The 17,119-nt window shown below is 61.1% G+C and carries 20 protein-coding genes and 1 tRNA gene; 13 read left to right on the top strand and 8 right to left on the bottom strand.

Features of this window, described 5'->3' with window-relative positions:
* Nucleotides 1–40 precede the first annotated feature (40 nt).
* From ACK3SC_RS10445 to ACK3SC_RS10420, 6 genes are all read left to right on the top strand, one after another.
* Nucleotides 41–820, top strand: a complete 780-nt coding sequence (locus tag ACK3SC_RS10445; protein WP_416840115.1) for an electron transfer flavoprotein subunit beta/FixA family protein — start codon at nucleotides 41–43, stop codon at nucleotides 818–820.
* A complete protein-coding gene (locus ACK3SC_RS10440; RefSeq protein WP_416840114.1) occupies nucleotides 821–1,831 on the top strand; it encodes an electron transfer flavoprotein subunit alpha/FixB family protein in 1,011 nt (336 codons plus the stop codon).
* 55 nt (nucleotides 1,832–1,886) lie between these two features.
* The gene (locus tag ACK3SC_RS10435) at nucleotides 1,887–3,260 is read left to right on the top strand and encodes an FAD-dependent oxidoreductase (protein ID WP_416840113.1); all 1,374 of its coding nucleotides are present in this window, start codon (nucleotides 1,887–1,889) and stop codon (nucleotides 3,258–3,260) included.
* Nucleotides 3,257–3,568, top strand: coding sequence for a ferredoxin family protein (locus ACK3SC_RS10430; protein WP_416840112.1), 312 nt, complete (start codon nucleotides 3,257–3,259; stop codon nucleotides 3,566–3,568). The genes ACK3SC_RS10435 and ACK3SC_RS10430 overlap by 4 nt, the downstream gene beginning before the upstream one ends.
* 83 nt (nucleotides 3,569–3,651) lie before the next feature.
* Nucleotides 3,652–4,491 (top strand): hypothetical protein, encoded by an 840-nt coding sequence (locus tag ACK3SC_RS10425; RefSeq protein ID WP_416840111.1) that lies wholly within the window; start codon nucleotides 3,652–3,654, stop codon nucleotides 4,489–4,491.
* A gap of 120 nt (nucleotides 4,492–4,611) precedes the next feature.
* Complete coding sequence (locus ACK3SC_RS10420) at nucleotides 4,612–4,752, top strand: hypothetical protein (RefSeq protein ID WP_416840110.1); 141 nt, start codon at nucleotides 4,612–4,614, stop codon at nucleotides 4,750–4,752.
* Between the two features lie 10 nt (nucleotides 4,753–4,762).
* Here the strand turns inward: ACK3SC_RS10420 and ACK3SC_RS10415 are convergent, their stop codons facing one another.
* The 3 genes from ACK3SC_RS10415 to ACK3SC_RS10405 form a co-directional block, all read right to left on the bottom strand.
* Nucleotides 4,763–5,197, bottom strand: a complete 435-nt coding sequence (locus ACK3SC_RS10415; RefSeq protein ID WP_416840109.1) for a group I intron-associated PD-(D/E)XK endonuclease — start codon at nucleotides 5,195–5,197, stop codon at nucleotides 4,763–4,765.
* Between the two features lie 142 nt (nucleotides 5,198–5,339).
* The gene (locus ACK3SC_RS10410; protein ID WP_416840108.1) at nucleotides 5,340–5,858 is read right to left on the bottom strand and encodes a hypothetical protein; all 519 of its coding nucleotides are present in this window, start codon (nucleotides 5,856–5,858) and stop codon (nucleotides 5,340–5,342) included.
* 363 nt (nucleotides 5,859–6,221) lie between these two features.
* Nucleotides 6,222–6,329, bottom strand: a tRNA-Lys gene (locus ACK3SC_RS10405).
* Between the two features lie 84 nt (nucleotides 6,330–6,413).
* Here ACK3SC_RS10405 and ACK3SC_RS10400 point away from each other — a divergent pair.
* A complete protein-coding gene (locus tag ACK3SC_RS10400; protein WP_416840107.1) occupies nucleotides 6,414–7,658 on the top strand; it encodes a M20/M25/M40 family metallo-hydrolase in 1,245 nt (414 codons plus the stop codon).
* Here the strand turns inward: ACK3SC_RS10400 and ACK3SC_RS10395 are convergent.
* Together ACK3SC_RS10395 and ACK3SC_RS10390 are read right to left on the bottom strand one after the other, a co-directional pair.
* Nucleotides 7,646–8,317 carry a hypothetical protein gene (locus tag ACK3SC_RS10395; protein WP_416840106.1) on the bottom strand — a complete coding sequence of 224 codons (672 nt, stop codon included), beginning with the start codon at nucleotides 8,315–8,317 and terminating at the stop codon, nucleotides 7,646–7,648. The two genes, ACK3SC_RS10400 and ACK3SC_RS10395, sit on opposite strands and share 13 nt — an antisense overlap.
* A 67-nt stretch (nucleotides 8,318–8,384) precedes the next feature.
* Nucleotides 8,385–8,549 carry a hypothetical protein gene (locus ACK3SC_RS10390; protein ID WP_416840105.1) on the bottom strand — a complete coding sequence of 55 codons (165 nt, stop codon included), beginning with the start codon at nucleotides 8,547–8,549 and terminating at the stop codon, nucleotides 8,385–8,387.
* 304 nt (nucleotides 8,550–8,853) lie between these two features.
* Here ACK3SC_RS10390 and ACK3SC_RS10385 point away from each other — a divergent pair, with 304 nt between their 5' ends.
* Together ACK3SC_RS10385 and ACK3SC_RS10380 are read left to right on the top strand one after the other, a co-directional pair.
* Entirely contained in the window at nucleotides 8,854–9,174 is a 321-nt protein-coding gene (locus tag ACK3SC_RS10385; RefSeq protein ID WP_416840104.1) for a hypothetical protein, read from the top strand.
* 90 nt (nucleotides 9,175–9,264) lie between these two features.
* On the top strand, nucleotides 9,265–11,043 hold the full coding sequence (locus tag ACK3SC_RS10380; protein WP_416840103.1) for a nitrite/sulfite reductase: 1,779 nt from the start codon (nucleotides 9,265–9,267) through the stop codon (nucleotides 11,041–11,043).
* Between the two features lie 9 nt (nucleotides 11,044–11,052).
* Here the strand turns inward: ACK3SC_RS10380 and ACK3SC_RS10375 are convergent, their stop codons facing one another.
* Nucleotides 11,053–11,445 carry a MaoC/PaaZ C-terminal domain-containing protein gene (locus tag ACK3SC_RS10375; RefSeq protein WP_416840102.1) on the bottom strand — a complete coding sequence of 131 codons (393 nt, stop codon included), beginning with the start codon at nucleotides 11,443–11,445 and terminating at the stop codon, nucleotides 11,053–11,055.
* A gap of 250 nt (nucleotides 11,446–11,695) precedes the next feature.
* Here ACK3SC_RS10375 and ACK3SC_RS10370 point away from each other — a divergent pair, with 250 nt between their 5' ends.
* Both ACK3SC_RS10370 and ACK3SC_RS10365 read left to right on the top strand, forming a co-directional pair.
* On the top strand, nucleotides 11,696–11,980 hold the full coding sequence (locus tag ACK3SC_RS10370) for a DUF6360 family protein (RefSeq protein ID WP_416840101.1): 285 nt from the start codon (nucleotides 11,696–11,698) through the stop codon (nucleotides 11,978–11,980).
* A gap of 326 nt (nucleotides 11,981–12,306) precedes the next feature.
* Nucleotides 12,307–13,227, top strand: coding sequence for a DMT family transporter (locus tag ACK3SC_RS10365; protein WP_416840100.1), 921 nt, complete (start codon nucleotides 12,307–12,309; stop codon nucleotides 13,225–13,227).
* Nucleotides 13,228–13,232: 5 nt separating this feature from the next.
* Here ACK3SC_RS10365 and ACK3SC_RS10360 read toward each other — a convergent pair whose 3' ends face one another.
* Nucleotides 13,233–14,171, bottom strand: coding sequence for a DMT family transporter (locus tag ACK3SC_RS10360; RefSeq protein WP_416840099.1), 939 nt, complete (start codon nucleotides 14,169–14,171; stop codon nucleotides 13,233–13,235).
* A gap of 205 nt (nucleotides 14,172–14,376) precedes the next feature.
* On the opposite strand from ACK3SC_RS10360, the gene ACK3SC_RS10355 reads away from it, so the two are divergent.
* Nucleotides 14,377–14,865: an Lrp/AsnC family transcriptional regulator gene (locus ACK3SC_RS10355; protein WP_416840098.1), complete on the top strand. Its 489-nt coding sequence runs from the start codon at nucleotides 14,377–14,379 to the stop codon at nucleotides 14,863–14,865.
* A 45-nt stretch (nucleotides 14,866–14,910) separates the two neighbouring features.
* Entirely contained in the window at nucleotides 14,911–15,186 is a 276-nt protein-coding gene (locus ACK3SC_RS10350; protein ID WP_416840097.1) for a hypothetical protein, read from the top strand.
* Between the two features lie 36 nt (nucleotides 15,187–15,222).
* On the opposite strand, the gene ACK3SC_RS10345 is transcribed toward ACK3SC_RS10350, so the two are convergent.
* The gene (locus tag ACK3SC_RS10345) at nucleotides 15,223–16,998 is read right to left on the bottom strand and encodes a PAS domain S-box protein (RefSeq protein WP_416840096.1); all 1,776 of its coding nucleotides are present in this window, start codon (nucleotides 16,996–16,998) and stop codon (nucleotides 15,223–15,225) included.
* Nucleotides 16,999–17,119 lie beyond the last annotated feature (121 nt).

Below are 17,119 nucleotides of genomic sequence, written 5' to 3'. Positions count from 1 at the left end.
AGTTCATTTCGAGCGCCGCATACGACGGCGCCGTCTAATCATGAATGACGGATGGAACATCGTCGTCTGCGTCAAACAAGTACCCGACGCGGACGACGTTACGATCGACCCCGATACAGGGGTTCTGAACCGGTCTGACGCCCCTGCAGTTCTGAACAGGCCCGACCAGAACGCCGTCGAGTCCGCACTCGAACTCCGCGAAGCGGTCGGGGGGACAGTGACCGCGATAACGATGGGCCCACCGCCGGCGAAGGCCGTCCTCCAGACGGCAGTCGGTGCTGGCGCTGACGGCGGCGTCCTGCTGACCGACCGCGCATTCGGGGGGAGTGACACGTGGCCGACGAGCCTCGCACTCGCCCGAGCGGCAGCAGAACTCGACGCGGACGTCGTCATCTGCGGCGAGGAGAGTACCGACTCTTCGACCGGACAGGTGCCGCCAGGAATCGCCGCCCACAACGGGTGGTCGCAACTCACCTACGTCGAATCACTCGAACCACGTCCGGACGAAGGCGTCCTCGTCGGGAAACGAGACGTGGAGGGTGGCTACGAACGCGTGGCCGCCACACTCCCTGTCGTCGTCGCGATGGAGTTCGGTGCGAACCGACCACGTCCGGCAGGTCTCCACCGAAAAATCTTCGCCGAGACGGAGTTCGAACCCGTCGAGTGGAACGCCTCCGACCTCGGCATCGAAGACCGAGTCGGGCTTGCCAACTCACCGACCAAAGTCGGCGGGATGGACACGGCGTCACCAGTCGAACGCGAACGCGTGCAAGTCGACGACGTCGACGAACTGTACGACCACATCATGGAGGTACTCTGAATGACAATCGATATCGACGACTACCGAGGCGTCTGGGTCTTCGTCGAACAACACGACGGCGAGGCAGTGCCCGTCTCGTGGGAACTGCTCACGAAGGGCCGCGAACTCGCAGACGAGATGGGCGAACCGCTCACTGCACTGGTGATGGGCGACGGTGTCTCTCACCTCGCCGACGAAGCAGTCAGACGCGGTGCAGACCACGCACTGCTCGCTGACGACCCGGTGTTCGAACCGTACCGGGCCGACCCGTACGGCGAACAGTTCCGCACACTCGTCGAAGAACGCAAACCGAGTATCGTCCTCATCGGTGGGACGCACACCGGCCGCGATTTCGCGGGCCGTGTCGCCGTCCCGGCACACGCCGGACTCACCGCCGACTGTACCGAACTCGACGTCGACGACGAAGGCCTCCTCCTCGCGAGTCGGCCGACCTTCGGCGGTGACGCGATGGCGACCATCAAGTGTCCGTCACACCGCCCACAGATGGCGACTGTTCGTGCCGGCGTCTTCGACGCGAGCGACCCTGTCGAGACGGATGTCGATGCCGACGCCGTCGAGGAAGTCAGTGTCGTCGTCGAGGAGAAAGACACACTCTCGAAAGTCATCGAACGCGTCGTCAGCGACGTAGTCGACATCACCGACGCCGACGTCGTCGTCGCCGGCGGTGCAGGATGTGAAGGTAACTTCGGACCAATCGTCGAACTCGCGGAGGCACTCGGTGGCGAAGTCGCCGCCAGTCGTGCCGCCGTCGACGAAGGCTGGGTCGAACCCGCCAGACAGGTCGGCCAGACGGGCAAGACCGTTCGGCCACACCTCTACATCGCCGCCGGTATCTCGGGTGCCGTCCAGCACCTCGAAGGGATGAACGACAGCGACTACGTGGTCGCAATCAACACCGACCCGAATGCAGCTATCTTTGACAACGCCGACTACGGCATCGTCGGTGACCTCCACGAGGTGCTGCCGCAACTCACTGCGATGATTCGCGAGAAACAGGAGGTAGTCGCATGAGCTGTCGGAGACAGCGACTGCGAGTACGCCAGAACGACGTTCTGGAGGTGGTCGCATGAGCGCTGATGGAGCTGAGAACGGAAGCCTGCAACTCCCGAAGATGGTCTCGGAGACGCCTGATTACAACGACGCGTACGACGCCATCATCGTCGGAGCGGGCCTCGCGGGAACGGCGGCAGCGATAACGATGGCCCGCGAGGGACTCGACGTGCTGATGCTCGAACGCGGCCCTGCACCGGGGACGAAGAACGTCTTCGGTGGCGTCCTCTACACGCCGACACTCCGCGAGCTGGTCGACATCGACAACGCGCCGACTGAGCGCTACATAGCCGAGAAACGCTTCTCGATGCTCACCGCGGACGGTGACGAGACGGCCGTCTCTGTACGGCCCGGAGCGTGGCGCGACGAACCACACAACGACTCGTACACCGTCATCAGACGACGGTTCGACGAGTGGTTCGCCAAGCAGGCCGTCGAAGCGGGCGTGACACTCATCACCGAGACGACGGTGACGGGGCTCATCCGCGACGGGAAGAAAATCGTCGGCGTCGAGACCGACCGCCCGGACGGGGAGATTCGCGCCCCGGTGGTCGTCCTCGCAGAGGGCGCGAACTCGCTGGTCAGCGAGGGCGCAGACCTCAAAGCGAGTCCCGACCGCGAAGACGTGGCCGTCTCGGTCAAAGAGGTGTTCAAACTCGACCGCGAGACCATCGACGACCGGTTCCGCCTCGACGGCGACGCCGGTGCGGCCTACCAGTACTTCGGTGAAGGTGCCGTCGGCAAGGCGGTCGGTGGCGGGTTCGTCTACACCAACAAACGGACCGTCAGCGTCGGTGTCGCCTACCGTATCGAAGACGCAGCACACGGCCAGACACCCGAAGCGACGCTCGATGCCTTCGAATCGCACCCAGCGGTCGCACCACTCATTCGTGGTGGTCGCCGCATCGAGTACTCCGCGCACGTCATCCCCGAAGGTGGGGCCGACGCGATGCCGGACCTCGTCCACGACGGGGCCGTCGTCGTCGGTGACGCTGCCGGGTTGGTGCTGAACAGCGGTGTCCACCTCGAAGGGACCAACATGGCCGTCGAGAGTGGCTACCACGCTGGGAAAGCCATCGTCGCTGCACTCGCAGACGGCCGCAGCGACGAAGCGGCACTGGCCGACTACCCACGTGACCTCGAGAACTCGTTCGTCGTCGAGAACCTGCGCCACTACGACTGGTTCCAGCAGACCATCGCAGACGACCGGCAGTTCCTCTTCGAGGACCTACCGCGAGCGCTGGCCGACGCCGAGACGGAGTTCTTCAGGATGGACCGCACGTCGAAAGACGAACACACCGACGCGGCCCGTGACCGCCTCCTCGACGCTGCAGGTGGGTGGTTCGGTGCCGCGAAACGCGCGTGGCGCTTCCGGAGGATGTTATCATGAGCACAGCACAACCACACGTTCCAGACGTCAGCATCGAGGACCGTCTCTACACGGTCAAATACCGTGACGCAGGTGAGTCCCACCTCGGCGTCGAGAATCCAGACGTCTGTACAGACTGCACGACTAACGAGTGCACCAACGTCTGTCCGGCGGCGGTCTGGACCGTCGAAGACGACGGCGACGGCGTTCCACACATCGCCTACGAGAACTGCCTCGAATGCGGGACCTGCCGGTTCGGATGCCCCTACGACAACGTCACGTGGGAGTACCCGAAGACCGGCGGCGGCGTCGTGTTCAAACAGGGATAGACGGCGACGGCACGCGTTTGCGGCCTATTCTTTGGCGCGCGACAGACACGAAACATTTACCGCGAGAGTGGCAACTGGCAGACATGCCCTCCACCGACGTGACACGCCGAGAAGCGCTGACGACTGGGTGCCTCGCACTGGTCGGACTCGCGGGGTGTCTCGCCGACAGCGTCGATGGTGACACGAACGCGAGTCCGACCGACTCGTCGCCGGACGATACCGAGACTGACGACGAGCAGACAGACTCCACGTCTATCGAACGTTCCGTCACTGGACTCTCCGTCACAGACTTCATCGAGTATCCCCTCGCTGGTGTGCATCCACACGTCCACGCACGCCCCGGCGTCCAGTATATGGTTGTCGAGGTGGACTCGCCGCTCGACGACGACGCAATTCGCGAGCGAGTGTCCCTCCAGTTGAACGACGAGACAGTGCAGTTGGCCGAACGCCAACCGGTCTCGTGGGAGTCGAACACCACCGACGTCGCCTTCGCCGTCTCGAAAGACGGCCAGTACGAGACGGGAGACGTCACCGATGGAGAGGTGACGCTTCACTCGCTCTCGACGGCGACGCTGGAGCGACTGAACCGCCCGCCGAGGTTCCGCGTCTCAAATCTCACTGTTATGCCGGCAGAGATACCCGCCGGTGAACAGACGAGTGCGACGGTTCGGGCAACCGTCGAGAACGTCGGCGAGGGAGTGGGAACGTTCGGCGCGAGTCTGACGGGGAACTACGTCTCGGGGTCGAAGACGGCCACAGTGACGCTCGATGCAGGAACGACGGCCGAACTGGAGAGTACCACAGAGATGGTCGGAGACGGTGACGAAGCAATCGTTCGCCTCGACTGGGGACGCGACGAGTGGGAGGTCGAGATTCCGGTCGGAGAGACGGCGACTGGCACGTCCACGACACCGACCGAGTAACGAAGCTTGTCCCCGCAACCGTCACATTCTGTCTCGACCGTCTCTGTGTAGTTCCTGAAACTCTAGCAGCCCCCGGAAAATGTTTTTAGTATTAGATATCCAACAATCTTGACGAATAAAATGTCAACCGAGCATCTCGAAGTCGAGTTAGGTGAGGGGTCTGGCGTCGAAGAGGTGGTACTCGGGTTTCGGAAGGATGGTGAGTATTACGAACTCGCGGTGGTCGAGCCGCCTGTCAAGGCGAAGATACGGAAGCAATGAGGGCGCCAAGTTACGGCCGTACGTGGTCAATCCACGCTGTTAGCGAGAAATCGTCTGCCCAATTGATGTTCGGCGACTTCTTCCGTGCTTGTTCGACACGGAGTCCCATCGACGTTCGTGGTGCCTCGTCGATGGGCACGATGTACGACTGTTCGAGGTCGGGAGCGTAGACAGCAAAGACATCGATTTGTCCGTCGTATCCTTCCTTTTTGATTTTCCGAGTCAGCGTCCCCGAACTTCGTGTTTCGAACTGAACTCGGCCATCAGTTAGCCGTCCAGTTTTCACTTGCGCTCGATAGAACTCACTGCCAAGTTCGACGACGAAATCGTACCGTTCGTTGTCACCGAACGGTTCGAGTACCGTGACGCCGTTGCGAACGAACTCGAAGAGAATGGCCGCTTCACTGCATTGCCCCCGCTGCTTTGGATGCGCCGCTTTCTCCATGTCTTCACCACGTTTCAGCTAGAGATGAATGGTCGGCGTACAGCGAAAGTGAATACCTGTGGAGGTTCGACATGATTCTATAGAATCGGACATGAATGGAGTGACACAGACAGGGGATGGATGCAGCAGAGTGGGACCGTGTTCAGTTCGAGCAAGTTAGATTGGGATTGGAATCCGAGAACTGTCCGTTCGGATTCTCGGTGAACAACCAGACGTGGAGTCCATAATGCGTAGGCTGTCCCGAATAATGGCCCTCCGTCGGCCCACGAAACGTTTGCCGGTCATCACCAGCAAAGAGTGCAGGAGGTTCCTCGACGTCACTGGCAGGGACGAACCACTCGGCACCCATCAGTTCGTACTGGTCGGTGTCTCTCCGTTCGTACAAGAGCACGTTCGGATTGTCGTAGGAAACCTGAGAGACATCATCTCTCACGAACGGGGTACCCAGCCCCTCGATACAGGTGCCTGTATTTCGATAGCCATCTTCGATTGCCTTCTGATGATTCTGGTAGCCCTCCAACTGGAGCTTCGCGTCGTTGATGCCCGCTCCCGAGTCGCTTTGTCCTGCGCCACCGTCGGGCGACGTCTCTTGTTGGCCGAGACATCCAGTCCCCCAGACAGGAAGAACTGCCAACGTGGAGAGGAGGAACCGTCTGTACACAATAGGTTTTGTCCCCGTTTGTACATAAATGTCGGCGAGCGAATACGACGATGTGAGCGAAATACGAATCCACTGGATACCAGTCATTCCCGAGAGTTACCTTGCGAGATATGCGCGCTGTATTCAGCACGGCCTCGATAAGCTGTCAAAATGAATATCTATGGGTGAATCCACAGAGAACCAACAACCAGAGTCACCAACTGGATACTCTCAGTAGACCTACTGTGTCGTCAGCATTCGCTCAGAAGTGTAGAAACGGGCTGGGAGGGACTTGAACCTCACTCGCTCACTGCGTTCGCTCCCTGATTCAACTCCTCCCAGTGGCGTCTGACCACCGCTCGCTGTCGCTCGCGGATGTAAGAACGGGCTGGGAGGGACTTGAACCCCCGACCGTCTGGTGTCTTCCGAAACCACGCAAACTGCGTAGCCCCGTTAAAAGCCAGACGCTCTGCCTAACTGAGCTACCAGCCCTCGTCCGATTCGAGGGTGGGGATACTGATAAGCGTTTATTTTCGTTCCCCCATTTGCTTTGTACCCCGTTGCCGTCTACCATGTATGCAACTGCGCGACTTCGTCGATACATTCCTTCGATTCGAGAGCGTCGCCCGGGCCGAAGCACCCGCGCAAATGTGGTTCAAGAACCGCCTGCACGACTTCGGATTCGAGACGTACGAGTGGAACGCCGACCCACGCCGACTGGCCGACCATCCGTCGTTTCCCGACGACCCCGACGACATCGACACGGTAAACCGACCGAGCGTCGCGGGCGTCCTCGAGTTCGGTGACCCCGACGCCGGAAAGACCATCGTCCTCAACGGGCACGTCGACGTGGTCCCCGCCGACGCAGAACTGTGGTCCCACGAACCGTACCTTCCCCGGTGGAGCGACAACGACGAGACGGTCAGCGCTCGCGGGGCGGCCGACATGAAATCCGGCCTCTCGGCGTGCGTCTTCGCCGCACTCGACCTCAAGGAGGCGGCCGATTCGGGCGACATCGACATCGACGGCCGAGTCGTCGTCGAGAGCGTCGTCGGCGAAGAAGAAGGGGGAATCGGTGCTGCTGCTGCCGCGCTCGACAACCCGTACCCATTCGAGCGAGACGCCGCACTCGTCGCCGAACCGACGCGACTCAAACCGGTGGTTGCCACCGAAGGGTCGGTGATGAAACGACTCCATCTGACCGGCCGAACTGCTCACGCCGCCTCACGGTGGCGCGGTGTGGACGTGCTTCCGAAGTTCGAGACGATTCGCGAGGCGTTCTTCGAACTCGAAGCCGAACGGACCGAACACGTCTCACACCCGCTGTACGACTATCCGATTCCGTGGCCAATCTGTGTCGGCCGAGTGGAGGCAGGGTCGTGGGCGTCGAGCGTCGCCGGAACACTCACCGCAGAGTGGCGACTGGGCGTCGCACCGGGCGAGAGCGTTGCAGACGTCGAACGGGCGTTCGAGGAGCGACTGGCGACAGTCGTCGCCGACGACGAGTGGCTTTCCGAGCATCCGCCGACGTTCGAGCGGTTCTCCGTACAGTTCGAATCGGCCGAGATCGCCCCCGACGAACCGGTCGTCGAGGCGCTTCGGGCCACGCTCCGAGCCGACTCACTGGACGACGAACCCGTGGGAGCGACCTACGGCGCGGACTCACGACACTACGTCGACGCAGGTATCCCGACGGTCGTCTTCGGCCCGGGGAACATCGACCAGGCGCACTTCCCCGACGAGACTATCGAGTGGGACGAAGTCGAGACGGCCCGTACCGTGATTCGAGAGACAGCCCAGCGATATCTTCAGTCGAAGTAATCAGTCAACGCCTCGGCGACGATGTCACCCGGTTCGGCGTCGTCTAACGAGGCACGTCGGCGCAGTTCGAGGTAGACGTCCGGTGGGAGCGAGATATCTACGCTCCCCACGTCGATGCCGTGGTCTTCGAGGACATCGAGAACGGGCGTGCCGTTGTTAACTTCACTCGCGAGGCGGCGGATTTCTCGGACCGTCAGGTCGCTATCGAGCGTCGCCCACGCGAGATAGAGTCGCGCATCACCGGAGACGCGAGCGATGTGTTTGGCTGCCGTCGGCGCGATGTGTCCGCGAGCGACGTGTCGACGAACCGACTGTGGTAAGTCGTGGACGCGGGCCCACTTGCGGATGAACGAGACTGAGACGTCGCCGCCGGCCATCTCCGCGGCCTGTTTGTACGACCCGACGCCACGGACGAGGGCCGCACAGGCGGCCGCACCGCGAAGCATGAAGACGTGGTCGTCCCCCGCCGAGGACTCGGAAAACGAGCGGACTGTCCGAGCGGCTTCCTCGACGCTCGCTGGGTTGGTCGGGTCGAAGCCAACGGCGTCGCGGGCACGCTCGCCCGTGACGGCAGGGTCACCACGGACGACAGGCGCACCGACAGGCTCTCGCCTATCGGCCGGGACCTGTTGGCCGCGTCGGTGTTCGTCGTTCGTCATCTACGAACCGATTTCGCGTTCTCGGTTAAAAATATCCCCCCAAATGGTAGATGTCGCGCTCGAGCGCTCACTCTTCTCGGGACTCCGAGAGATGTGACCAGATTTCGGTACATCCCGCGCCGTCCTCCAGGTCGTCGAGATGCGACGTAAGGTCCTTCTCTGCGTCGTCTCGTTCCGCCTCGCACTCCGAGTCGGCAGTCTGCTTGGGTTCGAGTTCTGCCTCGCCAGTCATGCTTCCTCCTCGGGTTCACTGTCGAACAGTTCGGGGGCTGCGTCGGCGGAGGCGTGTTGTCGGACGGCGGTTCGATGGTCACTCATCATCGACACACTTGGGGGCCATGCAGATAAGGGAATCCGCACCTGTAATGTGTACCCCCACTCCCGGCTACCGGAACTCGTTGCCCCTACCTCAGACATCCCAGCCAGTGGAAAATCGCCAGACAGCAGTCGAATGAGGTCACCAACCGTCGTCACGCCCTTCTGCGGAGATTGCGTCTGCCGTCCAGCATAGGTAGCCAGAACACAGACTGGAACCAATGAGTGTCTCGTTACGCGTCCTCGACGACGGGGCGTGGGTCTCCGTGAACGACGCGAGAGAAGTGAGTGTCAGCGAACTCTGGCGTCTCGACGCGCCCACGTTCTGTGCGTGCGGCTTACCCGACTTCGTCGTCGAAAACATCCTCGCAGTCGGTGTCGACGAACACACGATCGACGCGAAGGTGTACGGCCAGTGTATCGCCTGCGGTGAAACTGGCGTCCCCGGGTGGGTTCCGGTCGGTCGCCTCTCGGACGGCGAATTCGTCGATATCGACCGCGAGAGCGTCGTCCTCTCGGTTCGAGAGCGTGACCATCATTAAGCGGTGTTTTTTGCCTGTGTTTGCCAGCACCGGGAAGGGTTGACGGTACGCTCGTGGCCTTACGTCCGGAAATTCATGTGATTCGTACGAATGCCCACGGACGTCGAACGCTGGAAATCAGAAGTGTACGGTACCGAGATACGGGAGCATCTCTTCCGATTCGCCGAAGAAGGCTGGGAAGCCATCCCCGAAGACGAACGAGACGAGTGGTTCGAGCGCTTCAAATGGTGGGGTCTCTACCACCAGCGGAACGGCCAGGAGTCGTATTTCATGATGCGCATCGGGACGCCGAACGGCGTGTTGACTCCCGGACAGACTGAAGTCGTCGCCGAAGTCGCCGACGAGTACGCTCGTGGCCCGGCCGAGAACCCAATCTTTGGGAACGGCTACGTCGACTGGACGACCCGCCAGTCCATCCAACTCCACTGGATCAAGCTGGAGGATATCCCCGAAATCTTCGACAAACTCGAATCAGTCGGCCTCTCCACGCAGCAAGCCTGTGGTGACTCGTGGCGCAACATCGTCGGCTGTCCCGTCGCCGGCAAGGACAAACACGAACACGTCGACGCGCTGCCCGTCGCGATGGAACTCAACGAGACGTTCAAAGGCAACGACGACCACTCGAATCTCCCCCGTAAGTGGAAGGTCTCTATCACTGGCTGCCGCGAAGGCTGTGGCCAAGGCGACATCAACGACCTTGCGCTGGAGCCTGCGACCAAGGAACTCGACGGCGAGAAGACGAAGGGCTTCAACATCCGCGTCGGCGGCGGCCTCTCCCGTAACGAACCGCGACTCGCCCGCGACATCGACGTCTTCGTGACGCCCGAACAGGCACCGGAGGTGTCGGGTGCCATCTCCGCGCTCTTCCGCGACAACGGTGACCGCGAGAACCGCTACAACGCCCGCATCAAGTTCCTGCTGGACGAGTGGGGACCAGAGAAGTTCCGTCGCGTCCTCCAGGATGAGTACGTCGACTTCGAACTGGAATCCGCCGGCGAGGACCTCCGTTCGGAGTACTCGTACAACTCCGGTTACGCCAACGGTGGGCACGCCGACCACGTCGGCATCCACGAGCAAGCCGATGGCAACTACTACGTCGGCCTCGACGTGCTCGTCGGGCGCATGGGCGTCGACGACACGAAAGAACTCGCCCGCGTCGCCGACGAGTACGGGTCCGGCGAAATCCGCATCACGCAGCGCCAGAACGTCATCATCACCGACGTGCCGGGAGCGAAACTCGACGCGTTACAGGACGAGGACCTGCTCGACCACTACTCGCCCGACCCGCACCCGTTCATGCGCGGTTCTGTCGCCTGTACGGGCACCGAGTTCTGTTCGCTCTCTATCGTCGAGACGAAGAACCGACAGGTCCGCTACGCACGCTGGCTGAAGGAGAACGTCGACCTTCCCGACGGCGTCGAGGACTTCCACATCCACCTCTCGGGCTGTACGGCCTCGTGTGCCCAGCCACAGATTGCCGACGTGAGTCTTCGCGGCATGAAGACCCGCAAAGATGGAGAGCCAGTCGAAGCGCTCGATATCGGCCTCGGCGGCGGTCTTGGCGAGAATCCGAACTTCGCCGAATGGGTCACCCAGCGCGTCCCAGTCGACGAAGTTCCCGGCGCAATCAAGAACCTGCTCGCGAACTTCGAAGCGCGTCGAGTGGGTGACGAGACCTTCCGCGAGTTCGTCGAACGGACGGACAGCGAAACGCTCGCCGAACTCGTCGAACCCGAAGAGACGAGTTACGATGACCCGATGATGCACAACACGAAGCGCACGTGGTACCCATACGCCGAAGACGACAGTCTGGAAGCGAGTCCGGCACCGAACTACGCCGACGGGACACCTATCGAGAGCGACGACTGAGGAGCCAACTCACTTCCAGATGAGCCCCTCGAACCCGCCCCGGAGGACGACTGCGCCGTCGTCCAGCCGTCGGCAGACGATGTCGGTTTCGATGTCGTAGCGGTCCTCCCGTGGGTCGACGGCGGTCATCGTCACTTCGCAGCGAATCGTCTCGCCGGTGTACACCGGGGCGAGAAACTCGAACTCCATCGAGCGAGCGAGGACTTCCAGTTCGCCGCCGATTTGCGTCGGCAGCGTGGCAGTCAGCAACCCGTGGACGACGAGTCGGCCGTCGTCGTCGGGGTCCGTGTGAATCGGTTGCTCGTCGCGAGAGAGGGTCGCAAACGACTCCACCTCTGACGTGGTGAACACCCGTTCCGTGACGAGGGTCTCACCCACAGACGGAACGTCGGTCGTAGACATACCCTGTCCACGGCCGACCGCGAGATAGTTCTTCACCCACGTACTATCGACACTGACAATCCAGACATCACCGGCGATTCACATCATCTATCGGCCACCTCGACGACGACGAACACCGTCTCACCAACGAAATCACCATCACCACTACCATCACCAGCATAATCACCAGCACTACCAACACACTCACGAAACTACCACACTACCACCAGCACACTCACGAAACCACCACACTATCACCGTACAACAACCAATGCCAGACCGTATCCTCAGAGTCAACGCGTACACGACCTTCGACTTACTCGACGGAACCGCACAGGGACACGATTTCGACGAATCCGCGTTCGCCGTACTCAACGTCACCTCCCCGCGAAAGAACCCGGACGCCATCACGCTGGAACTCGAACTCGACGGGACGCAACTCGACACGCTCGCGCCGCACGCAGACCGGGTGACGCTCACCCCCGACGAGGCGCGGACGCTGGCGGCAGCGCTCGAGACGCACGCCGACCGGGTCGAAGCGGCGACCAACGACTAACTCCTGCACCCTCGGTTTCTGCGAATGTAGCCCTCGGTAGAGAGTTCGCTGGTGGGTACGTTCGACCGCGCTGAACGCTCAGTGACAACACAGACCATGGTGAGTTTTATCTTGATTTCCCACACAATCTTTGATAATTGTGCACATTCGGTATAGATTCGTCCAGCATCTTGAGCTATCGATAGACATATGGCAATGTCCACAGAATACTGGGTTGTGATATTGACGAGGCCTTCACGCAGTCTCCGTATTGCCCGTCGACCGCTCTCTACCTCCCGCGCATACCCGGCGAATCGAACGCCGGCCACAGCGCGGGGGGTGGTGGCGTGAGTCGTCACCGGACCCTCGTCCTCTTCGTCGCGACGGCGGTGCTGTTCGGCACCTCCTTCGTCGGAATCAAGGCCGCTATCGGTTCTGTCCCGCCAGTGCTCTTCGCAGCGCTCCGCATCGACGTCGCCGCTGTCGTCCTCTTGACGCTCGTCACACTCCGTGGAGGCTACTGGCTTCCCCGCACCCGCGCTGACGTTCTCGGCGTGCTCGCGAGCGCCGCGTTCGTTCTCGGCGCGAACAACGTGTTGCTCTTCCTCGGGCAACAGCACGCGACGACAGGTGCTGCAGCAGTCATGTACAGTCTGGTGCCAGTCATCTCACCCGTGTTCGCGATGTTCCTTCTCGCCGACGAGCGAATCTCCGCTGTCGATGCCGTGGGGATCCTCTTCGGCCTCGCCGGCGTCGTCGTCATCGTCGGTCCGGAGAGCGTCCTTGGTGGCGGGAGCGCCGGACAGGTGCTCGTCGTCGGTGCAGCGGTCTCTGTCGCGTTCGGCACGGTCTTGCTCAAACGCGTCGGCCCCACCATCGGAACGATTCCCCTCACCGCGTGGGCGATGGTCGTCGCCGCTGTCGGCATCCACGCCGTGAGTCTGGGGCTCGGTGAGTCACCCACGCAGGTCGTGTGGTCACCGACCATCGTCGCAGCGATTCTCTACGTCGGGATGCCCGCGACGGCAGCGGCGTACCCGGTGTACTTTGCGCTGCTCACAGAGGCAGGTCCCGTCCGTGGGAACCTCGTCGCATACGCGTTGCCAATCGTCGCGACGTTCTTCGGGTGGGCGTTCCTCGGTGAGTCGGTATCGGCAGGAACGATTCTCGGGTTCGGCGTCATCGTCTCCGGATTCTTGCTGGTCCAACGCGAGAGCGTGGCCAGAATCGTTGGCACGGCGGGGCACCGGCCTGCAGAGACCGAATAACGAGCTTAGACCGCAATCTGTCGCCGAACCGTGGTGGCGACATCGACGAGTGCGTCTTTTTTCATCGCCGCGAATCCGACGAAGATTGCACCGAATCCGACGAGCGCCGTCGTCTCGATGGCGTGTCCGAGGAGCACCCAGCTCAGCACCGCCGCGACGACGGGTTCGACGTAGCCGATGAGGTTGAGTTCTGTCGGGCCCATGCGGTCGAGCAGTTCGAAGTAGAGCATGAACGCGACTGCACCGGAGATGAGCGTCAAATAGAGGAACGATGCGATTCCGAGCGGTGCCCACTCGATGGCGGCTATCGATTCACCGCGTGCCAGTCCCCAGATGTGGAGGATGACCCCACCGCCGAGCATGGTCCACGCCTGCATCGACTGGACTGGCAAGTCTGTACGGAGGGGGCGGGTGAGGACCGACCCGAGTGCGAAGGAGATGGACCCGAGGAAGATGAGAACGATACCGAGTCCCTGAGAAGATTCGAGGATGCCGGAACCCGGGTCCGCAACGAGGACGACGCCGGTGAAACCAGCGAGAAGTCCGAAGACGCCCGTCTTTCCGAGCGAGTCCGCAGAGAGAATCTGTGCCGCGAAGACGGCTGTGAGGATGGGCGAGAGACTGATGATTATCGACGCGATTGCACCGGGGACGTAGTTCTGTCCGAGATAGAGGAGGCCGTGGTACGCGCCGATGATGAACACCGCACCGATGGCTGTCGCGAGCAGTTCGTCTCTGGTCTGGGGTCGCCACCGGTCGGTGGAGTAGACGGCGTACGCGAGCATCAGGAGGCCAGCGGCCTCGTAGCGTATCGCCGCGAACGTCAGCGTGGGGAAGAACTCCAACCCGACTTCGATGGCGACGAACGACGTGCCCCACATCGCCGCGAGGACGACGAACATCAGGGGGGTCGTCGGGAGGTTTCTCCAAGAGGTGTGCGTCATGGTCGGATGTGCTTCAATCGTCAGAGATAGTCCTTGTTAAATCCTTCTACAAAGATTTTCTATCTAGTTGTATTTTTCATTCGGATATTCTGAGTTTGGCAGAGTTATCCATAAATAAATCCTGATAGTCCGAAAGAGAGAAGTGTTCCAGTAAATACAGCGGCCAGCATACAGACTTACGGTCTATCACACGTGCAGTGTAGATATGGACGAACGCGACGTGCGCCTGCTGAAGGCCATCGCGGACCTCGGAACTGGAAGTCCCGAGAAGCTACACGAGGCGACCGGGATTCCTGTATCGACGATTCACTATCGATTGAACAACCTGAAAGACGACGGCGTCATCGAAAACGACCTCTACGACATCGACCTGGAGGCGTTCGGACTCGGTGTCACCGTCGTCGTCGAGGTGTTGGCCGACTACAGCGGTCCGTACGAAGAAGTCGGCACCGAACTGCTGGAGATAGAAGGCGTCACCCAACTGTACTTCACGATGGGAGAGACTGACTTCATCGTCATCGCCCATCTCGCAGACTCTGACCGGGTCGAGCGTCTCATCAACGACTTCGAGGCCATCCCCGAAGTCGAACGGACGAACTCGACGTTCGTCATCTCGACGATGCGCGACAGTCACAGAGCGCTGCAGAGTTACACGCTCGAGACGCTCCTAGACGAGTTGGGAATCGACGACTGACCACCAGCGTACGACGTATCCTTCTTCGGCCCGTACTCCTGCTGCATGTCAGGTACCCAACGTGTATGGCTGGTCGAGCGGACCTACTCTGACGACGAACAGAACATCATCATCCTGGTCTATGCGACCATCGACGGGACGCGGTATCACAGAAAAGAACGGTCGCTGACGAGTTTCGAATCAGATAGCCGCGACACCTACGCGGCACTCGACATCCACGAAGACGAGTTAGGCCACGTCGGCGACGAAGAGACGCAGATGGCATACGCCGCCGCGGCGCGAGAGATGGCCGAGACGCACGACTCGTCGGACGTCGTCTAACAGAAGCAGACAGCGGAGTTCCCACCCGATTCGGAGTCACGCCACCGTCACAACTGGCAGTTCGAGGACGACAACCGCGCCGGTTGGGTCGTTGTCTTCTATCCAAACCGTGCCACCGTACGAGTCGACGAGTTTGTTGACGAAGTAGAGACCAAGCCCCGTTCCTGTACTCTCTAATCCTTTCTCGCCTTTGCCGAAGACGGCCGATTTCCTGCTGTCGGGGATACCGACGCCGTCGTCGGCGATGCGAACGACGACGAAATCGTCGCCGTCGCCGCCGTCTTCGACGGAGGCAGACACCGTGACTACGGTGTCGTTTCCGTTGTGTTTGATGGCGTTTCCGAAGGCGTTCCTGAACACCGATGCGAGGAGTGGGTTCGCCCGAACCGCAACGTCAGGAATCTCTCCGTCGGTTTCGAACGTGGCAGCGGGATACGCCTCGCGGTGAACCGTGAGTTCGCGCTGGATCGTGTCGGTGAGAGAGAGTGGATACGTCTCGACTGCGTCACCGCTCATCGTCTCGATGAGGTCGCGGACGACTTCGGTAATCTCGATGGTGTGTCGCCCCGTCGAGAGGATGCGCGAGAGAATGTCTTGGCCCTCGGCATCGACGTGCGGTGCGAGTAACTCCGCCCATCCGACGATGACCGCCATATCGTTCCTGATGTCGTGGCGAATGATGCGGTTGAGCGCTTCCAGCTCTGCGTTCATTCGTTCTAACTTTTGTTCGCGAGCCCGACTGACGGTGACATCCTGAATCGTTCCCCGGAGGGCGACGACGCGCCCGTCTCTGATGACAGGTTCGCCATGTGTCCTGACCCATCGTTCGGCCCCATCTGTGGTTACGATACGGAAGTCGTCTTCCCACGGTTTGCCCTCGGTACGACAGCGTTCGACGAGCGTTCGAACCTTCTCGCGCTGGTCTGGCGGATAAAACCCGATGGCGTCGTCGAGCGACGGTTCGTAGTCGAGTGAGACGCCGTGGAGACGCTTCGTCTCGTCGGTCCACTCCACCGTCTCGTCTCGCAAGTCGAGTTCCCACCCACCGACTTTCGAGATGCGCTGTGTTTGGTCGAGAAAATCCCGACTCTGTTCGAGTTCGCGCTCACGCTCTTTCTGTTCGGTGAGGTCCTGGAACACCACGACGTTGCGGTCGTCGGTCAGTGACGTGATGGTGACCCGGACCGGAACGTCCACGCCATCGGGGCGTCGAATCGATACCTCGCCTTGCCATCGCCCCGACGTGTCGAGCCCGTCGCCGATGACTTCGCGAAGTCGGTCGGCCTCTTCGGCGGTGTGGAGGTCGGTCCACGACCCTTCGAGGATCGTTTCGCTATCGGGGTACCCACAGATGGACGCGCCAGTGTCGTTGATGTAGACGTGTTCGCTACCGTGGGTGAGTGCGATACCGGCATCGACGGCGTCGACGGCGCTCTTGAACGCCTCGAGGTCGTCTTCTCGGTCGTGACCGAGTCGTCCAGTGGTGTTCTGGATTGCGTCGGAGACGACCTGACCGAGGGTTTCGAGGTCGATATCTGATGCGTTCGTCCGTTCGAACGAGACGAGTGGCACGCCATCGGTCCATACTGGCGTCCCGTGTCGGGTGCCGTCATCGCCTATCAGCCTCGCCGAGACGACGAGACAGTCGACCCGTGAGCGGTCGAGTTCGGCCCGTGCCACCTCGATGCTGTCGACAGTCGCAACGTAGATTGTCGTACTCCTGTCACCGACAGCATCTGGGAGCGAAGCGGCCAGATGCTCACGGATTTGTTTGTCCTCGTCGACGACGAGAACGGACACGCTACTGGCCATACCCTGCAATCGCAACCGGAGGTCAAGTATGAAACGGACACAAAATATCTCTCAGCAGTCATGTTCTGTTCGAACGAGACACCAAAAGATGAGGCCGCTTCGCGGAACCGAACAAGGTTAT

The sequence above is a fragment of the Haloferax sp. DFSO52 genome (assembly GCF_048158745.1).
Taxonomy (GTDB): Archaea; Halobacteriota; Halobacteria; order Halobacteriales; family Haloferacaceae; genus Haloferax.
The sequence above is the reverse complement of the archived record's forward strand: the minus strand, read 5'-3'. Positions and strand labels throughout refer to the sequence as shown.

Bases quoted from the DNA above. Each gene is read 5' to 3' on its own strand.
- ACK3SC_RS10445 (WP_416840115.1), top strand. From the start codon at position 41: ATGAATGACGGATGGAACATCGTCGTCTGCGTCAAACAAGTACCCGAC.
- ACK3SC_RS10440 (WP_416840114.1), top strand. From the start codon at position 821: ATGACAATCGATATCGACGACTACCGAGGCGTCTGGGTCTTCGTCGAA.
- ACK3SC_RS10435 (WP_416840113.1), top strand. From the start codon at position 1,887: ATGAGCGCTGATGGAGCTGAGAACGGAAGCCTGCAACTCCCGAAGATG.
- ACK3SC_RS10430 (WP_416840112.1), top strand. From the start codon at position 3,257: ATGAGCACAGCACAACCACACGTTCCAGACGTCAGCATCGAGGACCGT.
- ACK3SC_RS10425 (WP_416840111.1), top strand. From the start codon at position 3,652: ATGCCCTCCACCGACGTGACACGCCGAGAAGCGCTGACGACTGGGTGC.
- ACK3SC_RS10420 (WP_416840110.1), top strand. From the start codon at position 4,612: ATGTCAACCGAGCATCTCGAAGTCGAGTTAGGTGAGGGGTCTGGCGTC.
- ACK3SC_RS10415 (WP_416840109.1), bottom strand. From the start codon at position 5,197: ATGGAGAAAGCGGCGCATCCAAAGCAGCGGGGGCAATGCAGTGAAGCG.
- ACK3SC_RS10400 (WP_416840107.1), top strand. From the start codon at position 6,414: ATGCAACTGCGCGACTTCGTCGATACATTCCTTCGATTCGAGAGCGTC.
- ACK3SC_RS10395 (WP_416840106.1), bottom strand. From the start codon at position 8,317: ATGACGAACGACGAACACCGACGCGGCCAACAGGTCCCGGCCGATAGG.
- ACK3SC_RS10390 (WP_416840105.1), bottom strand. From the start codon at position 8,549: ATGACTGGCGAGGCAGAACTCGAACCCAAGCAGACTGCCGACTCGGAG.
- ACK3SC_RS10385 (WP_416840104.1), top strand. From the start codon at position 8,854: ATGAGTGTCTCGTTACGCGTCCTCGACGACGGGGCGTGGGTCTCCGTG.
- ACK3SC_RS10380 (WP_416840103.1), top strand. From the start codon at position 9,265: ATGCCCACGGACGTCGAACGCTGGAAATCAGAAGTGTACGGTACCGAG.
- ACK3SC_RS10375 (WP_416840102.1), bottom strand. From the start codon at position 11,445: ATGTCTACGACCGACGTTCCGTCTGTGGGTGAGACCCTCGTCACGGAA.
- ACK3SC_RS10370 (WP_416840101.1), top strand. From the start codon at position 11,696: ATGCCAGACCGTATCCTCAGAGTCAACGCGTACACGACCTTCGACTTA.
- ACK3SC_RS10360 (WP_416840099.1), bottom strand. From the start codon at position 14,171: ATGACGCACACCTCTTGGAGAAACCTCCCGACGACCCCCCTGATGTTC.
- ACK3SC_RS10355 (WP_416840098.1), top strand. From the start codon at position 14,377: ATGGACGAACGCGACGTGCGCCTGCTGAAGGCCATCGCGGACCTCGGA.
- ACK3SC_RS10350 (WP_416840097.1), top strand. From the start codon at position 14,911: ATGTCAGGTACCCAACGTGTATGGCTGGTCGAGCGGACCTACTCTGAC.
- ACK3SC_RS10345 (WP_416840096.1), bottom strand. From the start codon at position 16,998: ATGGCCAGTAGCGTGTCCGTTCTCGTCGTCGACGAGGACAAACAAATC.